At 71.4% G+C, this 17,583-nt stretch carries 12 protein-coding genes; 6 read left to right on the top strand and 6 right to left on the bottom strand.

Annotated features, from left to right (window positions below; genetic code table 11):
• Nucleotides 1-118 precede the first annotated feature (118 nt).
• A complete protein-coding gene (locus tag AAC944_RS05580; RefSeq protein ID WP_078888432.1) occupies nucleotides 119-2,041 on the top strand; it encodes a PAS domain S-box protein in 1,923 nt (640 codons plus the stop codon).
• 4 nt (nucleotides 2,042-2,045) lie between these two features.
• Here the strand turns inward: AAC944_RS05580 and AAC944_RS05575 are convergent, their stop codons facing one another.
• Nucleotides 2,046-3,245 carry an FUSC family protein gene (locus AAC944_RS05575; protein WP_063759897.1) on the bottom strand — a complete coding sequence of 400 codons (1,200 nt, stop codon included), beginning with the start codon at nucleotides 3,243-3,245 and terminating at the stop codon, nucleotides 2,046-2,048.
• 201 nt (nucleotides 3,246-3,446) lie between these two features.
• Here AAC944_RS05575 and AAC944_RS05570 point away from each other — a divergent pair, with 201 nt between their 5' ends.
• The 3 genes from AAC944_RS05570 to AAC944_RS05560 all read left to right on the top strand — a co-directional run bounded on the left by AAC944_RS05570 (nucleotide 3,447) and on the right by AAC944_RS05560 (nucleotide 7,810).
• Nucleotides 3,447-3,830 (top strand): GvpU-like protein, encoded by a 384-nt coding sequence (locus tag AAC944_RS05570; RefSeq protein ID WP_030611262.1) that lies wholly within the window; start codon nucleotides 3,447-3,449, stop codon nucleotides 3,828-3,830.
• Nucleotides 3,831-4,044: 214 nt separating this feature from the next.
• Nucleotides 4,045-6,654: a glycoside hydrolase family 2 gene (locus AAC944_RS05565; protein WP_030611265.1), complete on the top strand. Its 2,610-nt coding sequence runs from the start codon at nucleotides 4,045-4,047 to the stop codon at nucleotides 6,652-6,654.
• A gap of 139 nt (nucleotides 6,655-6,793) precedes the next feature.
• Entirely contained in the window at nucleotides 6,794-7,810 is a 1,017-nt protein-coding gene (locus AAC944_RS05560) for a LacI family DNA-binding transcriptional regulator (RefSeq protein WP_030611268.1), read from the top strand.
• 307 nt (nucleotides 7,811-8,117) lie between these two features.
• On the opposite strand, the gene AAC944_RS05555 is transcribed toward AAC944_RS05560, so the two are convergent.
• Nucleotides 8,118-9,245: a PP2C family protein-serine/threonine phosphatase gene (locus tag AAC944_RS05555; RefSeq protein WP_030611271.1), complete on the bottom strand. Its 1,128-nt coding sequence runs from the start codon at nucleotides 9,243-9,245 to the stop codon at nucleotides 8,118-8,120.
• A gap of 152 nt (nucleotides 9,246-9,397) precedes the next feature.
• Here AAC944_RS05555 and AAC944_RS05550 point away from each other — a divergent pair, with 152 nt between their 5' ends.
• Nucleotides 9,398-10,420, top strand: coding sequence for an alpha/beta hydrolase (locus AAC944_RS05550; RefSeq protein ID WP_051871547.1), 1,023 nt, complete (start codon nucleotides 9,398-9,400; stop codon nucleotides 10,418-10,420).
• Here the strand turns inward: AAC944_RS05550 and AAC944_RS05545 are convergent.
• Both AAC944_RS05545 and AAC944_RS05540 read right to left on the bottom strand, forming a co-directional pair.
• Entirely contained in the window at nucleotides 10,404-12,779 is a 2,376-nt protein-coding gene (locus tag AAC944_RS05545; RefSeq protein WP_030611277.1) for an ATP-binding protein, read from the bottom strand. The two genes, AAC944_RS05550 and AAC944_RS05545, sit on opposite strands and share 17 nt — an antisense overlap.
• A 147-nt stretch (nucleotides 12,780-12,926) precedes the next feature.
• Entirely contained in the window at nucleotides 12,927-13,949 is a 1,023-nt protein-coding gene (locus tag AAC944_RS05540) for an ATP-binding protein (RefSeq protein WP_051871548.1), read from the bottom strand.
• Between the two features lie 392 nt (nucleotides 13,950-14,341).
• On the opposite strand from AAC944_RS05540, the gene AAC944_RS05535 reads away from it, so the two are divergent.
• Nucleotides 14,342-15,253 carry an arabinan endo-1,5-alpha-L-arabinosidase gene (locus AAC944_RS05535; protein WP_107054104.1) on the top strand — a complete coding sequence of 304 codons (912 nt, stop codon included), beginning with the start codon at nucleotides 14,342-14,344 and terminating at the stop codon, nucleotides 15,251-15,253.
• Nucleotides 15,254-15,284: 31 nt separating this feature from the next.
• Here the strand turns inward: AAC944_RS05535 and AAC944_RS05530 are convergent, their stop codons facing one another.
• Nucleotides 15,285-16,769: an MFS transporter gene (locus AAC944_RS05530; protein ID WP_030611287.1), complete on the bottom strand. Its 1,485-nt coding sequence runs from the start codon at nucleotides 16,767-16,769 to the stop codon at nucleotides 15,285-15,287.
• A gap of 113 nt (nucleotides 16,770-16,882) precedes the next feature.
• Complete coding sequence (locus AAC944_RS05525) at nucleotides 16,883-17,545, bottom strand: TetR/AcrR family transcriptional regulator (RefSeq protein ID WP_030611290.1); 663 nt, start codon at nucleotides 17,543-17,545, stop codon at nucleotides 16,883-16,885.
• Nucleotides 17,546-17,583 lie beyond the last annotated feature (38 nt).

The following is a 17,583-nucleotide window of genomic DNA, read 5'->3' as shown; positions in this document are numbered from 1 at the left end:
CGGTCAGTAGTCGCCAAGTAGCGACAAGCCGTGTGTCCACCCGAGCCGGGGTGCTGCGATGTTGTCTATCCCGAGGGAGCAGGCAACAGGACGCATCAGCCGAACCGAGGTGCCGATGATGCGGGGTGGGACGGTGGGGGCCGCCGGGGGCGGGCAGGGACTCTTCCGGGTGCTGCTGGAGGCGGCACCGGACGCCATGGTGATCGTGGACGAAGCGGGCGTCATCCAGCTGGTGAGCGCCCGGCTCGAAACGCTTTTCGGGTACGCGCGCGCGGAACTGCTCGGCCGGCCCGTCGAAATCCTCGTACCGGACCGGTTCCGCGGCCGGCACGCCGGACACCGGCGCGCCTACGCGGCCCAGCAGGAGGTCCGCGCCATGGGTGCCGGCCTCGAAGTGCACGGACTGCGCAAGGACGGCAGCCAGTTCCCCGTCGACATCAGCCTCAGCCCGCTGGCGACCCGCAACGGTCTGCTCATTTCCGCCACGGTCCGGGACATCAGCGAACGCAGATCAGCGGAGGCACGCATCAACGAACTCGCCGACCTCGTCGAGTCCTCGCACGACGCCATTCTCGCCAAGACCATCGACGGTCACATCACGTACTGGAACGCCGCAGCCGAGCGCCTGTACGGCTACACCGCCGAGGAGGTCATCGGCCGGCACGTGTCCCTGCTCGCCACGAAGAGCCGTAGGGGCGAGATCACCCAGATCCTGGACCGGCTGCGCCGCGGGGAGAAGATCGAACACTTCGAGACCATCCGGGTCACCAGGAACGGACGGCTGCTGGACGTCGACGTCACGATCTGGCCGACCCGCGCCGCGGACGGCACGGTCAACGGCGCCTGCGCCATCGCCCGGGACATCAGCGACCGCAAGCGGACCGAGGCCGAGCTCACCCGGCTCTACGAACAGCAGCGGGACATCGCGCTCACCCTCCAGCACAGCCTCATGGGCACCCCGCCCGAAGTGCCGGAGCTGCACACCGCCAGCCGCTACCTGCCCGCGACGCAGGGAGCCGGAGTGGGCGGTGACTGGTTCGACCTCGTACCCCTGGGCGCCGGCCGGGTCGGGGTGCTCATGGGCGACGTCATGGGCCGGGGGCTGGAAGCGGCCGCCGTCATGGGCCAGCTCCGCTCGGCGGCGAACGCCCTGGCCAGAACAGGCATGCCGCCGGTCCGGCTCATGCAGGTATTGGACACGGTCGTGACCGACCTCCCCGGGCAGCTGGTCACCTGCTGCTACCTGGTCATCAAGCCGGACACCCGGGAGCTGACGATCTGCTCGGCCGGGCACCTGCCCGTCCTGCTGGCCTCGCCCGGCGAGGGTGTCCGTACGCTGCCGGCCCCGGTCAGCGTGCCACTCGGCGTCGGGGGCATTCCGCACGAGCAGACCCGTATCACCGTCCCGCCCGGCTCCGTCCTCGCCCTCTACACCGACGGTCTGATCGAGACCCCGGGCAGCGACATCGAGCACCGGATCGCCGCGCTCCAGGAGGAGTTCGCCGCGGCCTTCGCCACGGACCCGGACCTGGAATCCGCCGCCGACCGGCTCCTCGCCGCGATGCTGCCGGGCGCCAAGCCGGACGATGACGATGCCACCCTGCTCCTGACCCGGCTCCCCGTCGCCCCGCTGGCCAGCGTGGACATCGCACTGCCCGCCACCCCCTCCGCGGTCTCCGACGGCCGGGCGTTCCTCACCGCGGCCCTGGCGCGCTGGGACCGTACCGAGGTGGCCGACGAGGCCTGCCTGCTCGTCTCCGAGATCCTCACCAACGCGATACGGCACGCGCAGGGCCCGCTCCGGCTGCGGCTGCGCATGAGCCGGTCCGATCTCACCGCGGAGGTCAGCGACCGGACTTCCCGCAGGCCCCAGCTCCGCCTCGCCAGGACCGACGAGGAGTCCGGGCGAGGCCTGTTCCTCGTCGACACCCTCGCCGACAGCTGGGGTACCCATCCCACGGACGAGGGGAAGATCATCTGGTTCACCCTCCGTCTCCCCGAACGCGCGCCGTCGCGTCACCGGCGCGTCACGCCCCCGTGACACGTCAGTCCGCCCGGTTCCCCTTCCGCATGCCCTGCTCCTCCTCCTGCGCGGCAGGGCCGTCCTGCCCGGTGAGCGCGGACAGCATCTGCCGGGTCTCGACCAGCAGCTCGCCGCTCACCGCGGCGGCGGGCCCGGTCTGGCCGCCGAAGGACTCGGCCATGCCGCCGTAGCGGCGCCAGGCCTCCTGCATGGCCTTCTGCCGCCGGTCCCGGGTCGTCGCCCCGTCCCCCGCCTCGTCGAACAGATCGGCTTCGGCCGCGCACACCTCCGCCGTCCAGTCGGCGAGATCCGCGTACCGGCCGAGGAAAGCGGGGTCGGGACGGGCCAGCGGGTTCTCCTCGTCGACCGACCGGGACAGGGTCCGGGCGATGACCGCCAGATGCTCGGCGATCTCGTGCCAGCGGCTGTCCTCCGACTCCGGGGGCGGGTGCGGGCCCGACCGGCGCAGATTCCACGCGGGGTTGAGGCGCAGGCTCTCGTTCGTCCACTGCCGCGCGTCGGCCAGCGAGCGCAGGATCGGCTGGAGGCGCCGGGCGCGGTCCCGCCACTCCTCGGCCTCGGCGGTTCCCCAGTCCTCGCGCAGCCCCTCGGACATGTGCCGCAGCAGGTCGGCGCTGTCCCGCGGCAGGCGCTGCAGCTGGTCGCGGACGTTACGCAGATGCACGGGCGGGAAGACGAGCGCGTTCACGGTGATGCCGATGACGGCCCCGATACACGTCTCCAGCAGCCGGTGGCCCACCTCGTTGAGCGAGTAGGCACCGTACGTGATCACGAACAGTGCCGTCGTCGACCCGTAGATGCCCTGCGCGCCGAAGCGCCGGTAAGTGCCCACCAGCGCCAGTACCGGCAAGGCGATGAGCATGGCGCCCAGGGTGCTGCCGTCGGCCAGGGCCATCGCCAGGGACGCCCACACCGCACCGACGACGATCACGGAGATCTGCTGCAGCCCCGAGCGCAGTGAACGGTAGACCGTCGCGTCGACCAGGGCGAGCGCCGTCCACGGCGCCATCAGCGCCAGCGGCGCCTTGAGCCACCAGCCGGCCAGCGCCCACGCGGCGATCGCCGCGCCGGCCATCTTCAGCGCCTGCACCATCGTGTCGCGCTCGGGGCCCGTACGACGCGCCGCGTACCGGACCGTACGTCCGACCGCGGCCGCCTCCCACCCCAGCCATCGCCACCCCGCGGCGACCCGCTCCCACATCACCCGAACCCCTCCTGCCGTACCTCGCACCGACCGCCGCCCTTGGACCCGTGGGGCGCGGCTCCTCACGGGTGCGCAATCGCCCGCTGAACAAACGGAGTGAACGGAGCAAAGGATGCGGTGGGTGTGTGCTGGGCCGGATGCCGTCCGGGTCTGCCGGCCGAGGCGGATCCGGGGGCCGTCCAGGTAAGATCTTTGGTCATGTCGATCCCCGATGAGCTGCTCGTCGACATCGCCGCAAGGGTGGAGTCGGAGCAGAGCAATCAGATGTCCCTCACCGTGGTCGTCCGAGGCGCCGTCATCACCGGACGGCTGGCCCCCGAAAAGGTGTGGCGACAGCGTGTGGCCGAGGTGCTGGAGGAGTCGGAGCGGCTGGGACAGTTCTCCGCCCTCTTCAGTTCGGACAGCCGGAACGGACGCCGAAACGGGCACTCGCCGGACGACGACGGAGCCCCCACTCACCTGCACTTCCACCTCGCGCGGATCCTGCAGGGCAGCGTCGGCATCCCCGAGACGGGCGGAATGTACCGCGTCGCCATCCAGGACGTGGGCGCCTGGACGGTGGGTGACTTCAGCTACTCCTGACCACGGGACGCCCGCGTCACCGTGCGGCCGTCGCTCCCGCTGACGCGGGGGTGGCGGCCGTACGTACCTCAGCAGGCTTGCACGTGCGCAGTGTTGCGGCGGTGTGACCCTGGACACCTCTCGGAGGACTGTGCTGTCATGCCCACGGCCGTTTCTTCCAACGTTGTACACGGCTCAGTCATGAGCTTCCCCCGTTCTCGGCAGAGGAGCAACCATGCGCACCAGACGCCTGGGAAGACAGCTGGCGTTACTGCTCACCGCGGCACTCGGCGTCACCGGCCTCACCTTGGCCCCGTCCGCCTCGGCCGCCGGCGAGCAGGCCGAACCCCATGGCCTCAAGGGCGAGTACTTCACCCAGTCGGCGCCCGGAGCCTTCGACTTCCACGAGCTCAAGGCCACCGGCTTCGACCCGCAGCTCGACTTCGACGACCTGGAGCCCCGGCTCCGGTCCGCCACCGGACAGTCCGACGACGTCAGCGTCCGCTGGACCGGCAAGGTCGTCCCGGAGCGGTCGGGCCCCACCACCTTCTCGGTCACCGGTGACAACGGCTTCCGGCTGTGGGTGGACGGGAAGCTCGCCATCGACCACTGGACCGACGACTGGGACAAGGAACAGACCTCCCAGCCGGTCGAGGTGACCGCAGGCAAGGCCTACGACATCAAGGTCGAGTACTTCGAGCACTACGGCGGGTCCAACCTCCACCTGCGCTGGACCGAGCCCGGTCAGGCCAAGGAGGCGATCCCCTCCTCGGCGTTCCGGCTGCCGGACGGCTACGAGTACAACGGCGCGCTGGCTTCCAGTGTCCTCAAGGACGGCCGGACGCTCCGCCTCGACTTCGCCCAGGCCCTCACCGCTCCGCCGGCCGGCCTCGCCGAGCACCTGCGGGCGGTCATCGGCGGCGCGAAGTGGCCGCTGGGCACGGTCACGCCCGACCCGGCGGACCCGACGGCGCTGCTGGTCGGGCTCGAGGAGCCGGTCGTCGGCAAGAAGGGCGGCGGCGCGCGTGGCCTCGCCGACGTCCACTACGACGGCAAGGGCGGCCTGAAGGGCACGGACGGCGAGGCCGTCGGCGCGTTCTGGTCGAGCGGCCCGAACCACTCCGAGTACGAGCTGCGCACCGAGTGGGCCGACGAGGTGGGCCCGGACAACGCCCTCCCCGAGTACCCGCGCCCCCAGCTCACCCGCGACACGTGGCAGAACCTCAACGGCAGCTGGCAGTTCCAGGCCGCCGAGGCCGGCGAGCAGCCCCCGGTCGGCAAGCGGCTCGACGAGAAGATCCTCGTGCCCTACCCGGTGGAGTCCCAGCTCTCCGGCATCGAGCGCCACGAGGACCGCATGTGGTACCGGCGTACCTTCACCGTCCCCAGGAACTGGCAGGTCGGCGACGGCAAGCGGCTGCGGCTGAACTTCGGCGCCGTCGACTGGCAGTCGGAGGTGTACGTCAACGGCAAGAAGGTCGCCGCGCACAAGGGCGGTTACGACAAGTTCAGCGCCGACATCACCGACGCGCTGAAGCCCGGCCGTACGCAGGAACTGATCGTCGGCGTCCACGACCCGACCGACGCGGCGGACGGCGAGAACCCGCCGGTCGGCAAGCAGCGGCTGGACCCCAGCGGCATCTGGTACACCCCGTCCTCCGGCATCTGGCAGACGGTGTGGATGGAGCCGGTCGCCGCCGACCACGCGGACTCCCTCAAGATCGTCCCGGACGTGAAGAACGGGCAGGTCACCGTCGAGCCCAAGGGCGTACGCGACGGGGTACGGGTCATGGCCACCGCGTACGCCGGCAAGAAGAAGGTCGCCGAGGCCACCGGCCGTACCGGGACACCGCTGAAGCTCAAGATCGCCAAGCCGCGCCTGTGGTCGCCGGACGACCCGTTCCTCTACGACCTGAAGGTCAAGGTCGGCATTGACCGCGTCGGCAGCTACTTCGGCATGCGCTCCATCGCCGTCGAGAAGGTCGACGGCACCCCGCGCACCGTGCTCAACGGCACGCCCACCTTCCTGATGGCCACGCTCGACCAGGGCTTCTGGCCCGACGGCCTGCACACGGCGCCGACCGACGAGGCCCTCGCGTACGACCTGAAGATGCACAAGGCGATGGGCTTCAACTCGGTGCGCAAGCACATCAAGGTCGAACCCGACCGCTGGTTCTACTGGGCCGACAAGCTGGGCCTGATGGTCTGGCAGGACATGCCCGCCATGACCGCGGGCGTGAACCCGGACGCGGAGTCCAGGGCCCAGTACGAGCGGGAGATGAAGGAGATGATCGACGAGCACATCAGCAGCCCGTCGGTCGTCATGTGGGTCACCTTCAACGAAGGCTGGGGCCAGTACGACATCGGCCGCGTCGCCGAACAGGCCAAGGCCTGGGACCCGACCCGGCTGGTGAACAACCAGTCGGGCCTCAACCTCGGTGCCGACGGCAACGCCGGCGACATCATGGACGAGCACGGCTACCCGAGCCCGGCCCTGCCGCCGCGCCCCGACGGCGAACGTGCCCTGGTCGCCGGCGAGTACGGCGGTCTCGGACTCGCCGTGCCGGGCCACGCCTGGTCGGTCCAGCAGTCCTACGTCGACGTCGACCCCACGACCTACACCGACGACTACCTGACCAAGCTCGACGAGGTGCGCACGCTGGCCTGCAAGGGCGGCAACGGCGCCGTCTACACCCAGATCTCGGACGTCGAGGGCGAGCTGAACGGCCTGCTGACGTACGACCGCAAGGTGGTCAAGCCCGACGTGCAGCGGCTGAAGGCGGCCCACGAGGCGCTGATCCACGACGCCTCACAGGCCGTGCCGGCCGGCTGCTCCGCATCCTGACCCGCCCGCTGAACCGCTGAACCGCTGAGCCGCTGAGCCGCTGTGGCCCCGCGTGCTCCGGCCCGTCCTCCGTACAGCAGAATCGGAGGGCGGGCCGGAGCCGGGCCGCCTCTTGCCACTTCTCGCCGGAAGGACAGTCGTGCGGGTCAGCCTCAAGGACGTCGCCGCGCGTGCGGGCGTGTCGATCAAGACCGTCTCCAACGTGGTGAACAACTACCGGCACGTCACTCCCGAGATGCGCGACCGCGTCCAGCGGGCCATCGACGAGCTGGGGTACCGGCCCAACCTGGCCGCGCGCCATCTGCGCAAGGGGCGTACGGGCATCATCGCCCTCGCCCTGCCCGAACTGGGCAACCCCTACTTCGCCGAGCTTGCCGCCGCCGTCATCGACGCCGCAGCCGAGCACGACTACATCGTGCTCCTGGACCACACCGGCGGCCGGCGCGCACAGGAGGTCCTGGTCAGCCAGGGATTCCGGGCCCGGGTGATCGACGGCCTCATCCTCAGCCCGATCGAACTGGAGGCGGAGGACCTCCTCGACCGGACGGAGAACGTCCCGCTCGTCCTCCTCGGCGAGCGCCACTACGACCTGCCGTACGACCACATCGCCGTCGACAACGTCGCGGCGGCCCGGCTGGCCGTCCGCCACCTGACGGGACGGGGGCGGCGCGAGGTGGCCTTCATCGGCGCCCGCCGCGGCAACAGCCGCCCGGCCGAACTCCGCGTACGGGGCTGGCGCGAGGAGCTGTCCGCGGCCGGGCTGCCCTGCGACGACGGCCTGGTCGCCACCACCGACGGCTGGGGCCACGCGGACGGCGCGGCGGCCATGCACCGCATCCTGGCGACCGGGCGGCGGCCCGACGCCGTGTTCGCGTACAACGACCCCGTGGCGATCGGCGCGATGCGCGCCCTGTCCGAGCACGGCCTGCGGGTGCCCGAGGACGTCGCCGTGGCCGGCTTCGACGACGTCGTGGAGGGCCGGTTCGGCACCGTCACCCTCACCTCCGTCTCCCCGGACAAGGAAGCCATCGCCCGCCTGGCGGTGGAGTCGGTCCTGGCGCGGCTGAACGGCGAGGCACCGGAGCCCCGGCGTATCTGGGCGGACTACCGGCTGATCGAGCGGGAGAGCACGGTGGGGCGCGCAGGCGCCCGCTGAGCGGGCCCGGCCGACTCCGGCGGCGCCGCCGGCCGGGTGTACGTGCCGCCGCGCAGCAGCAGGCCACGTGCGCCCGCAGGAATTCCAGCGGCAGGTCCCTGAGCGGCACGCCGTCCAGCTTCCGGCACGGAAAACATTACGGGATACCGGAGCCGGAAAAGGGTAATCCCTCTCAGGATTCGATGAATTGCGCGTGGGGGCGTTTCTCAGGATTTCCGGGGGAGCTGAATTCCTGATTGCGCGGAATTTATTGCGCCACTTACTCAGGATTCACCGAGATGAGGGACAGGGGGAAGCGCCCGGGAGCCTACTCCTCGGCGGTCTCCTTCGCGAGGAGGTCCGTCCGGGGGAGCGGCCGGTGCAGGGCCAGGAGGGCCTGGTCGTCCTGGACGGCGCCGCCGCTGTGCCGGCTGACGTCCCGGGCCAGGAAGTCCAGGACGGCCGACGGCTCGGCGGGGTGGCCCGTCTGGCGCAGGTAGGACTGGAGCATGCCGGGGACGCGGTCCGCCGGGTCGTAGAAGGTGCCGGCCGCGTCGCGTGCCTCGGTGACGCCGTCGGTGAAGCACAGCAGCATCGCCCCGGGCGGGAAGTCGTACGACTCCACCGGAGACTTCCAGGTCCCCAGCGCGGTGATGCCCAGCGGTGGTGCTTCCTCCGTGGGCTCCAGGGCGCGCGCCTGCCCGTTGGCGTACAGCAGCAGGGGGGCGGGGTGGCCGCGGTTGACCAGGTGTACGCGGTCCAGGTGCTTGCTGAACTGGACGATCAGGGCGGTGGTGAACCCCTCCGTCCGGTCCAGGCCCTCCCGGCGCTGTCCCTCCCGCAGCAGGGCCTCCTCCATGCACTGCACCACGGCGGGGAGGTCGGGTGAGTGGTCGGCGGCGTAGCGGAAGGCCCCGATGTCGATGCTGACCGCGGTGACGGCGGACAGTCCCTTGCCGCGTACGTCGCCGACCATGGCGCGGACGCCGAACGGGGTGTCCTGTACCACGAACAGATCGCCGCCGATCAGCGCCATGTCCTCGGCCGGGACGTAGCGGGCGGCGATCCGCAGGTCACCCAGCCGGCTCGGCGGCCTGGGCAGCACGGCCCGCTGGGCGACCTCCGCGGCGTACCGCGCGCGGCTGGCGCTGACGTGCTGGGAGTGCAGGGAACGGTTCAGTCCGATGGCCAGTGCGGTGACGGCCGCGAGGGTCACCTGGTTGGCGACGCCCCGCTGCCAGCCGAAGGTGCCGTCCTCATAGGCGAGTACCGCGTGCACGGCCATCGCCGCGAGGCCGGTGCCCAGGATGCCGGACGGCCGGAGCAGCGTCACCGCCGTCACCGGTGCCACGGTCAGCAGGGGGGCGGACGACACGGGAGGCGGCGTCAGCAGCTCCACCACCGCGGCGAGAACGATCACCACGGCGGGGATCCACCGACGCGTACGTGACCACATCGCGAAGTCCCTCACCAGGCCATTTTGCCCTCCCGGCGCGGCCGGGGCAGCTCACGGCGCGGCGGCGGACAGGTCACCGTATGCTTACTTTCGGTAACACGTGAGGGCGGGGGGAACCGCATTTCCTGGACCTGTCATGAGAAAGGCCCGTGATGCCGCTTCACGCAGCGCTCGCCTCGAAGCTGTACCTGCTGGAGGATTTGCCCGGCCGGTCCGACGGCCCGTTGACGCGGGAGCAGGAAGCGCGGCTTTCCGCATTCCTCGACGAGCGCGGCGAACCACCGCCGGCGGCCGTGTCGCCCCTCGCGATTCCCGGGCGGCACGGAAATGTCCCGGCACGGGTCTATTCCCCCCTCGGACCCGCGCCGGCCACCGGCCGGTGTTTCGTCTGGGTGCACGGCGGCGGCTGGATGTTCGGCGACCTCGACATGGCCGAGGCCGACTGGACGGCCCGCGAGGTCGTGTCACGGACCGGCGCGACCGTGGTCAGCGTCGACTACCGCAAGGCCGTCGACGGCGTCACCTTCCCGGTCCCTCTGGACGACGTCGTGGACGCGCTCGCCTGGGTCCGGGACCACCGGTACGAGGCCGGGACGGGCGCCGGGCCGCTCTCCGTCGGCGGGGCCAGCGCCGGGGCGAACCTCGCCGCCGGCGCCGTCCTCCGGCTGCGGGACGAGGAGGCGTGGCTCCCCGCCCACGTGGTCCTCGCCTATCCGGCCGTGCACGCTGTCCTGCCGGCCCCCTCCCCGGACCTCACCGGGCTGATGGCCGGCCTGCCACGGGCCGTGCGGCTGCTCGACAGGTACGGGCCCGTCTTCGAGAACTACCTCGGCGGCCCGCCCGGCACCGCCGACGGATACGCGGCGCCCGCACTGGCGGACCTCGGCGGATTCCCTCCCACCACCGTCCTGAACGCGGAGTACGACGATCTCCGGCCGTCCGGCGAGGCCTTCACGGCCGCCCTGGCCACAGCCGGTGCCGACGTCAGCCAGGTGCTCGTACGGGGCACCCTGCACGGCTTCCTGTCCCGGCCCGGCACCGAGGAACCGACGGCCCACGCACTCGACGTCATGGCGCACCACCTGACGCCGGGCAGCCCCCGTGAGGCCGGCCCGGCCGCCGGGCTCCGGAACCCGCGGGCGCGCCACCGACGGAAGATCATTCCAGCCCCGTGATCTGCGTCCGTGAGGTCAGCCCCAGCTTGTTCAGGATGTGCTCCACGTGCGCGTCCGCCGTCCGTTTGGAGACGACGAGCCGCTCCGCGATCTCCCGGTTGGTCAGCCCCTCCGCGACCAGCGCGGCCACCTGCCGCTCCCGGTTGGTGAGCCCGCCCGGCCGCGCGGCGCCCGTGCGGTCCCGTGTCCGCGGCACCGCGGCAGCGGGCGCGTCCGGCGACTCCGGCGCGTCGCCCGCCGTGGAGGCTTCCAGCGCGGCGCCGGCCGCGGGACCGGGGAGCATGTCGGTGTCCTGGATCGCGTGCGCCCCCGATTCCGCGAGGTCCAGCGCCGCTCCCCGCGCGTGATGGTCCTCGTACCCGGCCGAGCCCAGTGCCGTACGCGTCGTGGTGGCGGCCGTGTCGTGTTCCGCGAGCAGGGGCGGCGCGTTGAACAGCCGGGCACCGCCGATCCGCACCCAGACCGTGTCGGCGGCCCCCAGGAGCCAGGCCGCCCGCTCGAACCGCCCCGACCGGGCCGCGGACCAGGCCAGCAGTTCCAGGGCGACGGCGGCACCGAGCCGGTCGTCCACCTTCAGCTTCAGGGCCAGCGCCTCGCGGCCGAGCCGGTCGCGCTCGTCGGCCCGGGAGGCGTCGTGCGACATCCACAGCGCCAACTGGCGGTAGAGCAGGCAGTAACTGCGGGACCAGCACTCGCCGGGGGCCGACTCCAGCGCCCGCAGTCCTTCCCCGGAGACCTCCCACGCGTGGTCGACTTCGCCGACGTGCGCCGAGGCGAACGTCTGGATGAAGCACGTGATGGCCAGCCCGTCGGTGTCGCCCAGCTCCCGGAAGCCACGGCGGGCCGTGTCGAAGTCGCGGTGCGCCTCCTCCAGCCGCCCGTAGAGCATCAGCAGACAGCCGCGGAACTCCGTCGCGTACACCGCGCCGCGCCGGTCACCGATCCGCTCCGCCATCGCCAGTGACTCCAGGACGTGCGGCTCGGCCTCGGCGTGCTGCCCCAGTACCGTCAGGATCCAGGCGAGGCGGTGCAGTGCCTCGACCCGCTCCGGGCAGTCGTGCACCACCTTGGCCAGGCCGTTCGCCAGCCAGCGTGCCCCCTCCCGCAGCCGCCCGGACGTGATCCAGTGCGTCCACAGCCGGGCGGCCAGGTCCAGCCCGCGCAACGCCAGTTCCGGGACATCGGTGCCGGTGCCGTACTCCAGGGCGACCCGGAAGTCCTGCAGCCGGTGGGTGAGGGCCGTCAGCTGCTCCGCCTGCCGGTCGCTGTGGAAGGACCGGTCGACGCGGGCCGCGAACGCCGCGAAGCAGTCGAAGTGCGCGCGGCGGTACACGTCCTCCTCCCCGCTGGCGGCCAGCCGCTCCGCGCCGTACTCGCGCAGGGTGTCCAGCAGCCGGTAGCACGCCCGGTCCGACTCGACGCGCAGCACCACCGACTTGTCGACCAGGCCGATGAGCTGCTCCAGCACATCCTCGGCGGGCAGCTCACCACCTCCGCACACGATCTCGGCGGCCTCGGCGTCGAAATCCCCGGCGAACACCGACAGCCGCCGCCACAGCACCCGCTCCTCCGGCGTGCACAGGTCGTGGCTCCAGTCGATCGCGTCCCGCAGCGTCCGGTGCCGGGGCACCGCCCCGCGGCGGCCGCCGGTCAGTGCCTGGAACCGGTGCTCCAGCCGGGCGGCCAGCTCGCCCAGCGGCAGTACCCGTAGCCGTACCACGGCCAGTTCGATCGCCAGTGGCATCCCGTCCAGCCGGCGGCAGACGGAGGTCACGTCCGCACGGTTCGCGTCGGTGACGGCGAATCCGGGCACGACGGCGGCGGCCCGCTCGGCGAACAGCTGCACCGCCTCGTGATCGGTGGGCAGCGGGGTGATCGGGTAGACGAACTCGCCCGGCACGTCCAGCGGCTGGCGGCTGGTGACCAGCACCGTGACACCGGGAGCCATCCGCAGCAGCAGATCCACGAGCATCGCGCAGGCGTCGAGCAAATGCTCGCAGGTGTCGAGGACGAGCAGCAGCCGCTTGGCCGCGAGGTACCCGACGAGGAGCCCGACCGGGTCGCGTTCGCCCTGTTCGGAGAGGCCGAGCGCCGCCGCCACCGTGTGCGGCAGCAGGACCGGGTCGCGCAGCGAGGACAGTTCGACGAAGCACGCGCGGTCGGGGAAGTCCGGCAGTGCGGCGCGGGCGGCCCGCAGCGCGAGCCGCGTCTTGCCCACGCCGCCGGGGCCGACGAGCGACACCAGCCGTCCTCTGCCGAACAGCTCGCCGATGTCCCGTAGTTCCTGGTCGCGCCCGATGAATCCGGTGACTTCGAGGGGCAGTCCGCCGATCTGCTCCCCGACGTATGACAGCACCATCCTGTGCTCGCCCTCTGCCTGCTGTGCGCCCGAATGGGAGCTCCTACGCTACGCGCGGTCGCTCGGCAGACGGGCGGGGTGATGGAGCGAGTCCACCTTAGCGATCCGCTGACGTGCGGCGCGGGCATACGGCGGATCGCGCGGTGATCACGTATCGCGCAGCATCCGGGCCAGACAGCGCTGCAGGAACTCCCGTTCCTCACCGAGCCGGTCCAGCCACTGCCGTCCGTGTGCACGGACGGACCACGGCATCCGGAACGCGGCGGCCTGCTGCTCCTGCTGGAGCAGGGAGTGCCGGTCCAGCCCGTGGAGCGCCGTGACCAGCGCATCGGCGGGCAGCCGCTCGTCGGCGCACACCGCCAGCGCGTCCGCCGGCGTGAAGGGACCGGGAAAGACGGTGCAGCGTGCCCAGAGCAGCCGTTCCTCCGGTGTGCACAACTGGTGTGTGCGCAGCAGTGAGGCGCGCAGTGTGCGCTGTCGCGCGGGCAGGCCGGGCGCGGCCAGATCGAGGACGGTGTCCGAACGGGAGACGAGGGAGAGCACCTCTTCGGGTGAATGGCGGGCGAGCTGTCCCGCGGCGATGTGCACGGCGAGCGGAAGGCCGTCCAGGAAGCCGCAGATGTACTGGACGGTTTCCGGGGCCGGCGGCTCGGCCACGCCGGCCTGCCGGGCGCCCGCCTCGAAGAGCCGGGCCGCCTCATCGCGCGTGAGCGAGCGCAGCGGATAGCGGGCAGGGGTGTTCAGGCGCGTACGGCCCGCGGCCAGTACGTGCAACTCCGGGCATCTGCGAACGAGTTCGGTCAGGACCTCGGTGCAGGCCTGGGCCAGGTGCTCGCAATGGTCCACCACCAGCAGCACCCGCATGTCGTCCAACGCGTCGGCCAGCGCCTCGATGTGCGGCCGGCCGGGGAGTTCCTTTCGCAGGAGGGCAGCGGCCAGCTGCCGCACCAGCAGCTCCGGATCGTCCAGCCGGATCAGGTCGGCCAGCCCCACGGCCTCCCACTGCCCGGGGACCAACCGGCGCGTCAGTTCCGTGACGAGCGCGGTCTTGCCCACCCCACCGGGCCCCGAGACGGTGACCAGCCGCTCGGTACGCAGTAGGTACGGCAACTCGGACAGGACCTCGTCCCGGCCGATCAGGCCGACGGCTTCCTGATTGTCCGTCCCCATCATGGCTTCCTCCCGCCGTGTGACGCGCGGACCGTCGGTGTCCGCAAGCGCGACCAATCTGCGCCGGGCGGCCGGAACGCGCATCGGTAACCCAGGACAGTTCGGTATACGTCGGTACACCCACTTCCTTCCGGGGCCGGCGCGCGTCAGCGGGGTCGCCTGCCGCCTGCTGCCTGCCTCCGGCGCCGCGGCGGGGCTGTCGCGGAGTCTTGACGCGTCCAGGCATCCTCCCTACCTTCCTGTTCGAAGTCACGCGCATAGTTCGGTATTTCGAACATCATGTCCGGGTGTCCCCGGGCGCGAAACACACTCGAGCTGAGGAGAACCGCGTGCGCCACCCCGTGCGAAGATCTGCGTTCCTCGCCCTCCCCGCCGCCGCCCTGCTGGCGCTGATGCCGTCCACCGCCTCCGCCTACCCCGGCCCCGGCAAGGTCACCGGCGATGTCGTCGTCCACGACCCGACCATGATCCGGGCGGCGGACGGCCGGTACCTGCTCTACTCCACCCACGGTCTCCTGGAGTCCCGCACCTCCACCGACCGCATCGCCTTCAGCCGCACCGGCAACGCCTTCACCTCGACGCCGAGCTGGTGGTCGCGCTACTCGTCGGCGAACGACCCGTGGGCACCCGACATCTCGTACCACGGCGGCAAGTACCTCATGTACTACGCCGTTTCGAGCTTCGGCTCCAACAACTCCGCCATCGGCCTCGCCACCTCACCGACCGGGCTGCCGGGCAGCTGGAGCGACCAGGGCATCGTCCATTCCTCGACGTCGAGCAGCGACTACAACGCGATCGACCCGGACCTGTTCGTCGACGGCGACGGCAAGTGGTGGCTGGCGTTCGGCTCCTGGTGGAGCGGGATCAAGATGATCCGCCTCGACCCCGGCACCGGCAAGCAGTACGCGGGCGACACCACCCGCTACCCGCTCGCCACGCGTACCGGCGGCACGAAGGCGGTGGAGGGCCCCACCGTCGTCAAACGCAACGGCTACTACTACCTCTTCGCCTCGTACGACACGTGCTGCAACGGCACCGGCTCCACGTACAAGATCAAGGTCGGCCGGGCCACCAGCCCCACCGGTCCGTACTACGACCGCAACGGCGTCGCCATGACCCGGGACGGCGGCACCGTGGTCATGGCGTCGCAGGGCTCGGTGATCGGGCCCGGCGGGCAGGACGTGCTGCCCGACGTCGACGGCGACCTGCTCGTCTACCACTACTACGACGCCAACGACAACGGCACGCCCAAGCTCGGCGTCAACCTGCTGAACTGGGCCGGCGGCTGGCCCACCGCGTACTGACACAGCGGGCCGGGCCGCCGGCGGGCGGGCGTCAGGACCGGGACGCCGCGGTCCCGGCCCGGTCCCTGTCCTCCGCGTCCGCGTCGAAGCCGACCGGCTCCCAGCGCTTCACGAGAAGGGCGGTCAGGCCGAGGACGGGCGCGGCGAGGATGACCCAGTAGACGTCCGTGCCCAGGCCGCTGCTGAGGACGGGGAAGAAGAACAGCGTCAGCGTCGAGCCGAGCCGCAGTACGGCCTGGTTGAAACCGATGCTGACGCCGCGCATCGAGGTGGGGAAGCCCAGCGAGGCGTAGCTCATGATGTGCGCGCCGGGGCCGAAGCCCTGGGCGAACATGAAGGCACCGAGCATCAGGATCGCCGCCGTGACGACCGCCGTCCCGGACGGCTGCCCGATGAGGCCGAGTACCGCGATGGCGACGAGCTGGATCGCGAAGCCCAGCGACATCATCGGCCAGGCGCCCTTCGTCGACGCCCAGCGGATGCCGAGCAGACCACCGGTCAGGGCGAAGCCGAGGTTGAGGGCGAAGGACGACGCGATCGTGGTCAGCGGACCCTGCGTCATCAGCGTCGCGATGATGATCGGCAGCCCGAACGCGACCGCGTTGTAGCCGAAGGTCTCGGCCAGCCCGACGGTCACCGACTGGATCGTGCGCGTGCGGTACGGCGGCGTGAACAGGCGCGCGTACGAGGCCAGGCCGGGCCGCGGCGGACGGGGCGCCTTCGCGGGTACGTCGTCGGCGACGCGCGCGTCCACGCCGTACGACTGCCGCAGGATCTTCGCCGCGCCCTCCAGGTCACCCTGGTCGGCGGCCCAGGTGGGGGACTCGTTCATGTAGCGCCGGCGCAGCAGCAGCACGAGCAGTGCGGGCACCGCGCCGAAGCCGACGGTGAACCGCCACAGCCAGCCGAGCTGAGCGTCCGGCAGGAGGAAGTACAGCAGCATGATCACGAGGTAGCAGCCGCTGGTCGCCGCGTACCAGGCGGGTGACCAGGCGGCCGTGCGCGAGCCCTTGCTGCCCTTGCCCCGCAGCCGGGAGAACTCGGCGAGGAACGCGATGGCGACCGGGATGTCCATGCCGACGCCGATGCCCATCACGAACCGCGCGGCGATCAGCGTCCACGCGTCCTGTGCCACCGCGCACACCAGCGCGGTGACGACGAAGAAGAGCATGTTGGCCATGAAGACCCGGTAGCGGCCGATGCGGTCCACCAGCCAGCCGCCGAGGAGGGCACCCAGCAGGGAACCGACGCTGATCGAGGAGGTGACCAGCCCGGCCATGGCGGAGCTGAGGCCGAACTGCTCCGTGATGTCGGGCAGCCCGTACGCGAGGGAGCTCAGGTCGTACGCGTCGAGGAAGATGCCGCCGAGCGCGATGATCACGATCATCTTGGCGTGCCGGCCGCGTGCGGTACCCGAATTGACCAGGTCGGAGACGTCGGCCGCCGAACGGATCAGCACCGTGCCGGACGCCGTCTCCGAAGACGTGGTGGCGGGCGGGGGAGAGGTGGAGCTCACGGGCGCCTTCCGGTGGTGCAGGGGCGTTCCGCGGAATCGTAGGCATCATCCGGTATGGGTTCGCACAAGTGTCCGCATTGCGGTCACTGTTGCGGACGCGGAGCAGGGCGAGCTCAGCCCACGCGGACCGCGTAGCCGCCGAGGGACGGCTCCAGCAGGCCGAAGGCCTCGCGGGCGGCTTCCACGGCCCGGCGGTCGGCCTCGGCCTGCGGGGTCTCCTCGCGCATCAGGGAGCGTACGAGGCGGAACAGCACCCGGTGGGCGCCGGCCAGCTGGGCCGCCGCCAGCCGCGGTGCGAGGTCGTCGGGTGCGGCGCCGGTCTCCGCGGCGAGGGTCGCCGCGAGCCGTTCCTCGCGCTGCTCCTCGATCTCGCGCTCACGGGCCCGCAGCCGTGCGCTGTCGTGCACCATCCGCGCGAAGCCGGGGGAGGAGTGGCCGGTGAGGACCGGATAGGTGCCGTCGAGCGCGTCGACGTAGGCGCGGTGCAGCGCGTGGTGGGCGGACTCGCCCGTCCGCCGCTCGCGCACCACCTGCGCGAGGCTGTCTGCGACCAGTTCGTGCGCGTCGAAGACCAGGTCCTCCTTGAGCGGGAAGTAATTGGTGACGGTCATCTTCGAGACGCCGGTGGCCTCCGCGATGTCGCTGATGGTCACGTGGTCGAAGCCGCGCTCGATGAAGAGCAGCGTAGCGACATGCGACAGCCGCTCGCGCGTCTCCTGCTTCTTGCGTTCCCTCAGGCCCGTGCCTGTCGCCGCCCGTGCTGCTCCCTGCTGCATACGTCCCATGTTACGCCCACCTTTAGGTGCGACCGATT

This window comes from Streptomyces sclerotialus, from assembly GCF_040907265.1.
GTDB lineage: Bacteria > Actinomycetota > Actinomycetes > Streptomycetales > Streptomycetaceae > Streptomyces > Streptomyces sclerotialus.
The sequence above is the reverse complement of the archived record's forward strand: the minus strand, read 5'-3'. Positions and strand labels throughout refer to the sequence as shown.

Excerpts from the sequence above, each read along its gene's own strand:
- AAC944_RS05525 (WP_030611290.1), bottom strand. The coding sequence starts at position 17,545 with ATGCAGCAGGGAGCAGCACGGGCGGCGACAGGCACGGGCCTGAGGGAA.
- AAC944_RS05580 (WP_078888432.1), top strand. The coding sequence starts at position 119 with ATGCGGGGTGGGACGGTGGGGGCCGCCGGGGGCGGGCAGGGACTCTTC.
- AAC944_RS05540 (WP_051871548.1), bottom strand. The coding sequence starts at position 13,949 with ATGGGGACGGACAATCAGGAAGCCGTCGGCCTGATCGGCCGGGACGAG.
- AAC944_RS05555 (WP_030611271.1), bottom strand. The coding sequence starts at position 9,245 with ATGTGGTCACGTACGCGTCGGTGGATCCCCGCCGTGGTGATCGTTCTC.
- AAC944_RS05570 (WP_030611262.1), top strand. The coding sequence starts at position 3,447 with ATGTCGATCCCCGATGAGCTGCTCGTCGACATCGCCGCAAGGGTGGAG.
- AAC944_RS05545 (WP_030611277.1), bottom strand. The coding sequence starts at position 12,779 with ATGGTGCTGTCATACGTCGGGGAGCAGATCGGCGGACTGCCCCTCGAA.
- AAC944_RS05535 (WP_107054104.1), top strand. The coding sequence starts at position 14,342 with ATGCCGTCCACCGCCTCCGCCTACCCCGGCCCCGGCAAGGTCACCGGC.
- AAC944_RS05550 (WP_051871547.1), top strand. The coding sequence starts at position 9,398 with ATGCCGCTTCACGCAGCGCTCGCCTCGAAGCTGTACCTGCTGGAGGAT.
- AAC944_RS05575 (WP_063759897.1), bottom strand. The coding sequence starts at position 3,245 with ATGTGGGAGCGGGTCGCCGCGGGGTGGCGATGGCTGGGGTGGGAGGCG.
- AAC944_RS05565 (WP_030611265.1), top strand. The coding sequence starts at position 4,045 with ATGCGCACCAGACGCCTGGGAAGACAGCTGGCGTTACTGCTCACCGCG.